Source organism: Kitasatospora sp. MY 5-36 (assembly GCF_001182915.1).
Taxonomy (GTDB): domain Bacteria; phylum Actinomycetota; class Actinomycetes; order Streptomycetales; family Streptomycetaceae; genus Kitasatospora.
Genome location: NZ_LFVW01000222.1, coordinates 1 through 10,919 on the forward strand (window position 1 = coordinate 1; position 10,919 = coordinate 10,919).

The window sequence follows — 10,919 nt, forward strand, 5'->3', positions numbered from 1 at the left end:
GGGTGGTCTGGACCGGTGACGCCAGGGTTCGGGACGGCGGAGGATCGGCGGCGGGACGGCGGTGGGCCGAACCCGGGCTCAGGGCTCAGGGCTTGGCGCCCTGCCGGGTGGCGGCCTGCTTGATCGCCTCGCGGATGCGCGGGTACGTGCCGCAGCGGCAGATGTTCTGGATCTGGTCGATGTCCGCGTCCGTCGGGTTCGGGGTGCGGCGCAGCAGGGCGACGGCGGTCATGATCTGGCCCGGCTGGCAGAAGCCGCACTGGGCGACGTCGCAGGCGAGCCAGGCCTCCTGGACGGGGTGGAGCACCTCGCCGTCGGCCAGGCCCTCGATGGTGGTGACGGTGTGGCCCGCGCAGTCCTTGACGGAACGGGTGCAGGGCTGGAACTCCTGGCCGTCCAGGTGGCTGGTGCAGGCGCGGCAGACGCCCACCCCGCAGCCGTACTTGGGGCCGGTGACGCCGAGCTTGTCGCGCAGCACCCAGAGCAGGGGCATGTCGTCCGGGGCCTCGACGGTCACGGGCTGCCCGTTGAGGACGAAGGTGTGGCTGGGCATGGGGGTCGCGGTTCCTCGGCTGGCTCGGCTGGTGGTCAGAAGTTGATCGGGAAGGAGCGCGGGCTGGTGCCGGTCGCGCGGGCGTAGGCGTTGGCGACGGCGGCGGAGGCGGCCGGGACGCCCAGCTCGCCCGCGCCGCCGGGCGGTCCGCTCGGCGGCATCAGGTGGATCTCGACCACCGGCGGGGTGTGCCGCTGCCGGGCGTAGTGGAAGTCGCCGTAACTGCCTTCCCGGAAGGCGCCGTTGTCCAGGTGGTTGCCGGCCTGGAGGATCACCGAGATGCCGTCGACCAGCGCGCCGGTGAGCTGGGCTTCCAGGCCGGTGGGGTTGATCACCCGGCCGACGTCGGCGACGACGACGGCCTTGGTGACCCGGGGGTTGGCGCGGTCGGTGGCGTCCAGCTCGACGAGGTAGGCGACGCAGGCGCTGTGCTCGTCGTGGTAGCCGATGCCCTGGGCCTGGCCGGGGGGCATCGGGCGGCCCCAGCCGCCCCGCTTGGCGAGCTCGTCCAGCACCGCCCGCCCGGTGGCGCTGCGCATCCGGTCGCGGCGGAAGGCCAGTTCGTCCTGGCCCATCCGGCGGGCGAGTTCGTCCATCATGATCTCGTCGGAGACCCGGACGGTGCCGGAGTAGACGGAGCGCCAGCTGCCGGTGTGCAGTTCCAGCGGCACCTCGGCGAGCAGCTGGTTGGTCACCCCGACGTCGTACGGGATCTTCTCGGTGAGCAGGAAGAACAGCTCGGCGCCGGTGAGCCCGGCCAGTGGGAGCTTGTAGCCGGCGGCGGTGAACATGTCGCCGAGGCCGTGTCCGAGGTCGGTGCGGACGCCGGCCACGTGGTGCTCCCAGCTGAACACCTGGCCGAGGCCGTAGGTGGCCCGGACGATGTGGTGGCTGGCCGGGCGCATCCGGCCGTGGCGCATGTCGTCGTTGCGGGTCCACATCAGCTTGACCGGGCGGCCGGCGGCCTTGGAGACCTGGGCGGCCTCCAGGGCGGCGTCGAAGAACAGCCGGCGGCCGAACGAGCCGCCGCCGCGCACCACGTGGACGGTGACGGCGTTCGTCGGCAGGCCGAGTTCGGCGGCGATGGTGCCCTGGGCGAGGATCGGGCTCTGCGCGGCGAACCACAGCTCGGCCCGGTTCGGCCGGACGTCGGCGACGGCGGTGAGCACCTCCATCGGGGCGTGGTTGACGAAGGCGAAGTCGAACTCGCCCTCCACCCGGTGGGAGAGCAGCGGCGGTGGGAGGGACGGCAGGTGGGCAGCGCGCAGCCGGGACCGTACGTCGGCGTCGGACAGGCCGGCGACCGGCCCCGGGTTCCAGGTGGTGCGCAGTGCGTCGCGGGCCTTGAGCGCCTGGTCGAAGGTCTCGGCGAGGACGGCGACGCCGGTCGGGATCTGCACCACCCCGAGGACTCCGGGCATGGCGCGGGCGGCGGAGGCGTCCAGGGACTTGAGGGTGCCGTTGACGGTGGTCGGGCGGGCGACCACGGTGGGCACGGCGCCCGGGACGTCGAGGTCCCCGGCGTACTTGGCACGGCCGGTGACGATGTCGCGGGCGTCGATCCGGCCGGTCGGCCGGCCGACCAGGCGCAGCTGGTCGGGGGTCTTGGGGAGGGCGGGGACGGCGGGTGCGGCGACGGTGGCCGCCTCGGCGGCGAGGTCGCCGTAGCCGAGCCGGCGGCCGTCGGGGGCGAGGACGGCGGAGTCGGCGGTGCGCAGGGTGGGCGCGGGAACGTTCCAGCGCCTGGCGGCGGCGGTCACCAGCCGGGCCCGGGCGGCGGCGGCCGCGGCGCGCACCGGGTCGTACAGCGAGCGGATCGAGTTGGAGCCGCCGGTCAGCTGGTTGAAGAGCAGTTCGGGGCGGGCGTCGGAGAGCGGGACGTCGACGTCGGAGAGCCGGGCGTCGAGCTCCTCGGCGACGATGACGGCGATCGCGGTGGTGAGGCCCTGGCCGACCTCCAGCCGGGGCAGGTGCAGCACGGCGCGTCCGGCGGGGGTGACTTCGAGGACCAGCAGGTGGGCGGTCGGCAGCCCGGCGATGATCATCGCGTCGCCGAGGTCGACGATGTCCGGGATACCGGGCAGGCCGATCAGCTGCTGGGGGAGGGCGGTCTCGCGGACCGGCACGGCGGCCGCGGCGGGGGACGGGACGGGGCGCGGGGCGGCCTGTGCGGTGGCGGGTGCGACGGCGTCGGCGCCGAGGCGGGCGCCGACGGTGAGGGTGGGCGCGGCCAGCAGGTAGGTGAGGAAGCGCCGGCGGCGGGTGCCCTCCGGGCCCGGGGCGTCCGTGGCAGCAGCCGTACCGTTCGGGTGCCCGGCGTCGCGCGGTCGGCCGTTGGAGTCCGAGGGGGCGAGGGAGGTGCTGATGGGAGGACACCCTTCGGGCCGGAGACGGCGACGGAACGGGCGGGCGGGGCGGCCCCGGGCCGGTGCCGGATCGCGAACGCCGTTGAGCATAAAAGGAGGCTACTGACGGGTCAACACGGTCAAAGTTGGCCCTTGGTCGGCCCGATCACGGTTGTGCGACGGTCGGCGGGAGCGGAGTCGGAGCGGGTACGGACGGCGCTTCGGAGCTGCGGGCGGGGCCGGGGCAGGGCCGCCGGGACGGGCTCGGAGGCGCCAACTGGCGCCCCTCGCACGCGGGTTCAGGGGTCGGTCGACGGTGCGGCGGCAGGGGGAATTGGCCCAGGAAATTCCTTGATCACTGGACCGTTCCACTGGGCCGGTTCTTCCGTAGGCTGGGGGCGCACCCGAACCGGCGGTTGCGAAGACCGACTCCGCGCGCCGCCCGTCCGGGGGCCGCGAACAAGGGTGACGGTCCGTGAGGCGTTTACGGCCGCGGGGCGTTGACGGCCCTGGGGCGCGTGCGGGTGACCGCCCGGACGCCTCCGGCCGGTGGCGCCCGCGAACGAGTGAAGGAGGGGCATGCCGTCCGACCGAACCGCCCGTTGGGGCGCCCTGCCGCCCGCCGGGCCCCAGCGGACCCTCGCGGCCGCCCAGTTGGCCGCCGCCGTGGGCGACGGCGCGTACTACACCTGCTCCGCCCTCTACTTCACCCGGGTGGTCGGGATGTCCCCGACCGCCCTCGGGCTCGGCCTCACCCTCGCCTGGGCGCTCGGTTCCCTCGCCGGCGTCCCGCTCGGACACCTCGCCGACCAGCGGGGCCCGCGCCGCACCTCGATGGCGCTCGCGCTCGGCACGGCGGCCGTGGTCGCCGCCTTCCTGGTGATCCGCTCCTACCCGCTGTTCCTGCTCGCGGTCTGCCTCTACGCCACCGCGCAGTCCGGCCTGACCGCCGCCCGGCAGGCGCTGGTCGCCGCCCTGGTGCCGCCCGCGCAGCGGACCGCGCTGCTCGCCCACATCCAGTCGACCCTCAACGGCGGACTGGCCGTCGGCGCGGCGATCGGCGGCATCGCGCTCAGCGTCGGCACCCGCGCCGCCTACCTGGCCGCCTTCGCCGTCACCGCGCTCGGCTTCCTGATCGGCGCGCTGGTCCTGCGGCGGCTGCCCGAAGCCCCGCCCGCGACCGGGCCGTCGGACGCCGGGCCGCGCCTGGCCGTGCTGCGCGACCGCCGATACGCCGCCGTCACCGCGGTCAACGCCGTCCTGCTGCTGCGGATGCCGCTGCTCAGCCTGATCATCCCGCTCTGGATCGCCGCGCGCGCCCCCGGGATCGGCTGGCTCGGCTCGGCGCTGTTCGTGCTCAACACCCTCGCGGTGCTGGCCTTCCAGGTCCGGGCGGCCCGCGGCATCACCGGACTGGAACCGGCCGCCCAGGCGGTCCGCTCCGCCGGGCTGCTGCTGCTCGGCTCCTGCGCCGTGTTCGGGCTGTCCGCGCTGGACGTGCCGGTCTGGGCGGTCGGCGCGCTGCTGGTCGCCGCCTCCGTCCTGCAGGTGGCCGGGGAGATGCGGCAGTCGGCCGGCAGCTGGCAGATCGCCTTCGACCTCGCCCCGCCCGGGCGGATCGGCCAGTACCAGGGCTTCTTCGGCACCGGCGTCGCCGTCGCCCGCACCCTCGGACCGCTGCTGCTCACCGCGCTGCTGCTGGAGGGGGGCCTGGCCGGCTGGCTGGTCCTGGGCGGGGTGTTCCTCGCGGCGGGGTACGCGATGGGGCCGGTCGCCCGCTGGGCGGCCCGGGACCGCGGTCACGCGGTGTCACCGCCGGCGCCCCCGGTGGTGGCGGGAGCGGCGCCGGGGGCCTGACCGTACCGGACGGGAACCCCCAAGGCGGCCCGGGGAGCGTCCAACGGGACCGGACCGGACCGGGCCGGAAACCCGGTGGCCCCGGGCCGCCGCCCGCTGGCATGCTGGCCGCGTGGACCGACCCCAGATCCAGCTCGACTTCGCCCCCGAGCTGCACCTCTTCGTCTCCGCGCCCCGGCGGGCCGGCCGTACCGCGCTGCGCACCGACGGCGCCTCCACCCTCGGCCACGTCGTCGAGTCCCTGGGGGTGCCGCTCACCGAGGTCGGCGCCCTGCTGGTGGACGGCCGGGCGGTGCCCGACAGCCACGTCCCGGCCGACGGCGAGGAGATCACCGTCCGGGCCGTGGCCAGGCCGCAGCCCTCGCCCGTCCCGGCGCGCTTCCTGCTGGACGTCCACCTCGGCACCCTCGCCCGCCGGCTGCGCCTGCTCGGCGTGGACGCCGCGTACGAGAACCCCGACATCGGCGACGCCGCCCTGGCCGCCCGCTCGGCCGCCGAGCAGCGGATCATGCTCTCCCGCGACCGCGGCCTGCTGCGCCGCCGCGAACTGTGGGCCGGCGCCTATGTCTACAGCCACCGCCCCGCCGAGCAACTGCGCGACGTGCTCTCCCGCTTCGCGCCGCCGCTCGCCCCGTGGAGCCGCTGCACCGCCTGCAACGGCAGGCTGCACCCGGCCACCAAGACCTCGGTGCGCGAGCAGCTGCGGGACGGCACCGAGCGCTCGTACGACGCCTTCGCCCAGTGCGAGGACTGCGGCCAGGCCTACTGGCGCGGCGCCCACCACGCCCGGCTGGAGGCGATCGTCGCCGAGGCGGTGCGCGACTTCGGCCCAGGCCGGGCCGGCGGACCGGGCCAGGAGCCAGGGCCGGTAGGGGAGTTCGGGGAGGTCCACGGGTCCGGGGAGGGCCAGGGCCGGATCGGGGTCGTCTCAGGGTAGCGCGCTCTGGCGGACGGCCCGGCGCCCGTGGTCCCATCGGCGGTGGGGGACGAGACCACGCTACTCACTCGCAGGAGAGAGGCCAGGTCGTCGTATGAGTACTCAGCCAGGGCAACAGCCCTTCCGCACCACGGACACGGGGGTTGCCGCGGTGCCGACCGCCCCGGACGGGGCCGGGGGGTACCCACCGCCGCTGCTCAAGGTATCCGGGACCGACGGCGGGGCACGCCCGGAGCAGGGCACCCGGAAGGCGACCGTCCGATGAGGCGGGGAGTGCTGCGCCGCCCGCTGGCGGCGCTGGTCGCCGCCGCGGCCGTGCTCGGGCTCTCGGTCGCCCCGGCGGCCGCCGCCGGGCCGTCCGGGCCCGCCGAGCCGCATCTGCGGTCGCGCTACGTGACCATGCCGGACGGGGTCCGCCTCGCCGTCGACGTCTACCTGCCCGAGGGCACCCGGGCCGGCGCCGACCTGCCCACCGTCCTGGTCACCCAGCGCTACTGGCGGGCCAGGGTCAAGGCCGGCGAACCCGGCGGCACCAGTGGCGAGGCCGAGCGGTGGACCGCCCGCGGCTACGCCTACGTGGTCGCCGACCTGCGCGGCACCGGCGCCTCCTTCGGCACCCTCACCTCCGAACTCGGCGCCGACGTGACCGCCGACAGCGGCCCGCTCAGCGACTGGATCGCCGCCCAGCCCTGGTCCAACGGCCGGATCGGCACCACCGGCATCTCCTACGGCGGCGACACCGCGATGCTCGCCACCTCCCTCGGCAACCACCACATCACCGCCGCCGCCCCGATCTCCTACGACTTTGACCCCTACGAGGACCTGGTGCGCCCCGGCGGCCTGCTCATCGAACCCCGGGTCGCCCCGTACGCGCTGCTGCTGCGCATCCTCGACCAGGCCGGCGGCACCACCTGCGAGACGGACGAGGACACCCGGCAGCTCTGCGCGCGCATCGGCCTCACCGGCCTCCAGCCCCGGCCGGTCGACGGGCCCGACGGCCCCGCCCTGCTCGCCGCCGCGCGCGCCGAGCACGCGAACAACGCCAACCTGGTCGAGATGGCGCACTCCGGCGTCCACCGCGACTACCGGGACGGGCCGAAGAGCTGGACGGTCGGCAGCGTCGGCGAGCGGACCGACGCCGTCGAGGCCGGCGGGGTGCCGGTCCTGACCAGGGCCGGCTGGCTTGACGCGGGCACCGCCAACGGGGTGCTCTCCCAGTTCACCGGCCTGTCCAACACCCAGGACGACTGGATCGGCCCGTGGAACCACGGCGCCGGCTGGTTCGCCGACCCGTTCCAGCCCGCCCGCCCGCTCACCGGGCAGGAGCACCAGGAGAACGACCAGCGGGTACTCGACTTCTTCGACCGCTACGTCCGCGGCGACGCCCACCCCGACGGCACCCGGCGGGTGCACTACTACACCTTCAACGAGGGCGTCTGGCGCACCACCACCCGCTGGCCGGTGCCCGGCACCCGCACCCGGCGGTTCGACCTCGGCGCGGGCCGCTCGCTCACCGACCACCCGCCCACGGGCCGTTCGTCCGTCGACGGGGCGGACGACCGCCGCGGCGGCTCCGACCAGCTGCTCCTCGACCCGACCGCGGGCACCGGCCCGCTGGACCGCTGGAACACCAACCTCAGCGGCGACGAGGTCAGTTACCCCGACCGCGCCGCCGTCGACGCCAAGCTGCTCGGCTACACCACCGCACCGCTGGGCGCCGACACCCGGGTCACCGGCAACGGCAAGGTCACCCTCGACGTCACCGGCCTGGCGGGCTCGGCCCGCGGCGCCCTGCACGTCTACCTGGAGGACGTCGCGCCGGACGGCCGGGTCACCTATCTGACGGAGGGTCAACTCTCGCTGGCCGACCGGGCGGTGGCGGACCGCTCGGACAATCCCGACTGGCGCCGGCTGCGCACGCCGCGCAGCTACGCGGCCGAGGACGCCGAGGACTTCCCGCAGGGCCGCGCGCAGCGCGTCACCATCGACCTCCAGCCCGTCTCGGTGCTGTTCCGGGCCGGTGAGCGGATCCGGCTCACCGTCGCGGCCGCCAACCCCGACTCCTTCCAGCTGCTCCCGGCCGACGGGAAGGCGGGCTACCGGATCGGCTGGGGCGGCGACCGCGGCTCGGCGCTGGAGCTGCCCGTCGTGCGCTGAGGGGTGCGACGCGGGGCACCCGGTCTCGGCCGGGTGCCCCGCGTCGGCACCTCACCTCACGTCGTGCCGCGCCGGGTCAGGCGTCCACGACCTCCAGGCCGTACGCGGTCACGGCCTGCCGCAGCCCGCCCGGGTACCCGGCGAGGGCCGGGGTGAACTCCCAGTCCCCGGAGGGCTCGCGGTCGAACCGGCCGAGCCGCATCGCGGTGTTGGTCTCCGCGCCGTCCGCCAGGTGCACCACGGCCGCGTCCTGTCCGGCGCCGGCCTCCAGGATCAGCGCGGGCCCGGCGAACCCGCCCATGGTGGCCCCGGGGTGGTTCTCGGTGTCCGCGGCGGCGATGACCACCAGCCGGTCGACGTCGGCGGGCAGCGCGTCGAAGTCGACCATCAGGCAGGCGTTCGCGTCGCCGTAGCCGGTCACCAGCCGCACCGAACCGTCCGGCGTGGAGCCGTTGTTGTAGAACACCAGGTGGTCGTCGGAGAGCGCCACGTTGCCTCGGCAGACCAGGGCGGCGATGTCGTACTCCTCCTCCCCGGTCCAGTGCAGGAGCAGCCGGGAGGGCTCGGCGGCCACCTCGATCGCGGGCAGTCCGTCCAGGGCGCCGGCCTCGGCGGAGGCCTCGTCCTGGACGGCCGCGAAGACCTCGTGGAAGCCGTGGTGCTTGAGCAGACCGACCAGCTCGGAGCCGTTCAGCAGGGTGATCGGCTTGCCCGCGACGAACTGGTGCGAGCTGGGGCCGAACCTGCTGGTGGTGACCAGGACGGCCTTGGTCGCGGCCTGGTCGTGGCGCAGCGTCCCGTACAGGTCCCGCACCGCGGTGGGCGCCACCGTGTCCCGGTACCGCTTCACCTGCACGATGACGTTGCCGCCGCGGAACGGGTCGGGGTCGATGCCGCGGACGTCCACCCCGCCGTCCCGGGACCGGGCGGTGAGCTCGACCTTCATGCCCATCGCCTCCATCAGCCGGGCGATGAGGCCTTCGAACTCGACCGGGTCCATCGCCAGCAGGAGCTGGAGTTCGCGGACGCGCCTGGCCATCCGGCCGCGGTTGGCGTTGGTGTCGTCGCGGAGGTGACGGAAGAGCGCGCGCTGGGCGCGGCGTTCGTCGGCGTCGGGGTTGCTGAGGCGGTGGAGCTTCCGGCTCCGGGACATGGGCGTGCCCCCTCTTGCATGGTGACGGCTGTTGCAGGCGTCACCGTAGAGGAATCGTGGACGAAGAATTGTCGGGCCGTCACTTCCGCCGCACAATCGAGACCTGGCGCACGGGCACCGGCGTGCGCACGGGCCTCGGGCGGCGCGGGGGCGGCTCGACGGCGGGGGTGCTTCCGGTGGCCGTCCGGACGGCGGACAATCCCCCCAGGAGCCGAGGAGGAGGCCAGCGGTGGAGTTCGAGGTCATGATCGAGACCCCGCAGGGGTCGCGGAACAAGTACGTGATGGACTTCGTGGCGGGCCGGATCCGGCTGGACCGCACCCTCTTCACGGCCACCGCCTACCCCGCCGACTACGGCTACGTCGAGGGCACCCTCGGCGGCGACGGCGAGCCGCTGGACGCCCTGGTGCTCGGCGGCGAGCCGGCCGTCCCCGGCTGCGTGCTCACCTGCCGGGCGGTGGGCGTGTGGGTGATGCGCGACGAACGCGGCCCGGACCAGAAGGTGCTCTGCGTCCCGGCCCACGACCCGCGCTACGCGGACCTGCGGGACATCGGCGACCTGCGCGAGTTCGACCTGCTGGAGATCACCCACTTCTTCCAGGTGTACAAGGACCTGGAGCGCGGCAAGTCCGTCGAGGGCTCGCACTGGGCGGGCCGCGACGCCGCCTACGCGGAGATCGCCGAGTCGCGGGCCCGCGCGGCGGGCACCCGCTTCGCCGACCCGGCGTAGCGGGCGCCCCCCCGGGCCGCCCCGGACCGTCCCCGGGGCGTGCCCGGACGGTCCGTCAGAGCCTGGCGGCGCTCAGGATCGCGCGGACCTCGTCGCCGATCGCGGCCTCGTTCTGCTCGAACTCGGGTGCGGTGAGCCGGTCCGGGTCGGCCGGCAGGCCGTTCAGGACCGGGGTGTGCAGATGGCCGCCGGGGAGGTCCGGGGCGAGGAACAGGCGCAGCCGGTTGGAGCGGTAGGCGACCTCGTTGGAGAGGTACCCGCCGCCGCCACCGGAGACCGCGCGGGAGCCGGGGGTGGGGCCGTCCGGCCGGAAGACCGGCCCGGTGGCGCCCGCCGGGATCTCGGTGACGAAGGTGTCGAGCAGCACCGGGAAGGGCTGCTGGACGGCCCGCATGGCGTCGGTCGGCAGGGTGGTGCGGACGAACTGCGGCCCGGGGGCCAGCCCCGGGGCGTCCACCGGGTGCTGGGAGGTGCCGCCGGAGAGCGCGGCCACGTTGTCGGTGGCCGGGTCGGCGGAGCGGGCGCGCCCGGCCCACTCCTCCAGGGTGAACTTGCCCGGGTAGCCCTGGCTGATGCTGGTGATCAGGTCGGCGGACTGCCGGCCCGGCCGCAGGTGCGGGGTGAAGGCGCGCTCCACGATGCCCTTGTCGAAGTCCCCGTAGCGCACCGGCAGGACGACCGCCCGGACCTCGGCGGCGCTGCCGTCGGCGAGGGTGATCCGCTGCCCGTGCAGCTGCAGGACGGCGGACCCGGAGGGGTTGGCGCGGCGCGCCTCGGCGTCCAGGCCGAACGGGTCGAAGCCGCTGACGAAGATCCGCCGGACGCCGGGGGCGGCGCTGAAACCGTCGTCCAGGCCGCGCGAGGCGTCCTCGAAACGGGCCCGCAGCGCGGCGTGGTCGACGTCGAACCGGGGCTGCCAGCGGGCGAGCTGGACGGTCATGGCGAGCCTGGTCCAGTACAGCGGGCGGTCGTCCCGGGCGGGCAGTTCGCCGCTCGGCCGCCGGCCCTGGGCGCGGTCCACGCCCGCCTGCCAGAGCGTCCGGCCCCAGGTGTCGGCCACCCGTTCGGCCTGCCGGGCGTTGCGGGCGGCGCACAGCGCGGAGGGGAAGCCGCCGAGCAGCTCGCCCAGGCCGGAGCGCTCGGTGAAGCCGGCCGTGCGGGCGTCCTGGAGGCGGGCCTGCTCGGCG

General features: G+C 75.4%; 8 protein-coding genes. 4 read left to right on the forward strand and 4 right to left on the reverse strand.

Translation table 11 applies throughout. The annotated features are described in order from the left end of the window. Positions 1 to 85 precede the first annotated feature (85 nt). Both AE652_RS16420 and AE652_RS16425 read right to left on the reverse strand, forming a co-directional pair. Entirely contained in the window at positions 86 to 553 is a 468-nt protein-coding gene (locus AE652_RS16420; protein WP_049652133.1) for a (2Fe-2S)-binding protein, read from the reverse strand. Positions 554 to 588: 35 nt separating this feature from the next. Then, a complete protein-coding gene (locus tag AE652_RS16425; protein ID WP_082345762.1) occupies positions 589 to 3,009 on the reverse strand; it encodes a molybdopterin cofactor-binding domain-containing protein in 2,421 nt (806 codons plus the stop codon). 468 nt (positions 3,010 to 3,477) lie between these two features. Here AE652_RS16425 and AE652_RS16430 point away from each other — a divergent pair, with 468 nt between their 5' ends. The 3 genes from AE652_RS16430 (at position 3,478) to AE652_RS16440 (ending at position 7,849) form a co-directional block, all read left to right on the forward strand. Continuing rightward, positions 3,478 to 4,755 carry an MFS transporter gene (locus AE652_RS16430; protein ID WP_049652134.1) on the forward strand — a complete coding sequence of 426 codons (1,278 nt, stop codon included), beginning with the start codon at positions 3,478 to 3,480 and terminating at the stop codon, positions 4,753 to 4,755. A 112-nt stretch (positions 4,756 to 4,867) separates the two neighbouring features. Continuing rightward, positions 4,868 to 5,692 (forward strand): Mut7-C RNAse domain-containing protein, encoded by an 825-nt coding sequence (locus AE652_RS16435; RefSeq protein ID WP_082345763.1) that lies wholly within the window; start codon positions 4,868 to 4,870, stop codon positions 5,690 to 5,692. Between the two features lie 261 nt (positions 5,693 to 5,953). Continuing rightward, positions 5,954 to 7,849: a CocE/NonD family hydrolase gene (locus tag AE652_RS16440; protein WP_082345764.1), complete on the forward strand. Its 1,896-nt coding sequence runs from the start codon at positions 5,954 to 5,956 to the stop codon at positions 7,847 to 7,849. A 76-nt stretch (positions 7,850 to 7,925) separates the two neighbouring features. Here the strand turns inward: AE652_RS16440 and AE652_RS16445 are convergent, their stop codons facing one another. Continuing rightward, positions 7,926 to 9,002 (reverse strand): restriction endonuclease, encoded by a 1,077-nt coding sequence (locus AE652_RS16445; RefSeq protein WP_049652136.1) that lies wholly within the window; start codon positions 9,000 to 9,002, stop codon positions 7,926 to 7,928. Between the two features lie 229 nt (positions 9,003 to 9,231). Here AE652_RS16445 and AE652_RS16450 point away from each other — a divergent pair, with 229 nt between their 5' ends. Beyond that, positions 9,232 to 9,732, forward strand: a complete 501-nt coding sequence (locus AE652_RS16450; RefSeq protein ID WP_049652137.1) for an inorganic diphosphatase — start codon at positions 9,232 to 9,234, stop codon at positions 9,730 to 9,732. A gap of 55 nt (positions 9,733 to 9,787) precedes the next feature. Here the strand turns inward: AE652_RS16450 and AE652_RS16455 are convergent. After that, positions 9,788 to 10,919, reverse strand: a 1,132-nt coding sequence (locus AE652_RS16455) for a hypothetical protein (protein WP_053112084.1), incomplete at its 5' end; no start/stop codon positions are given.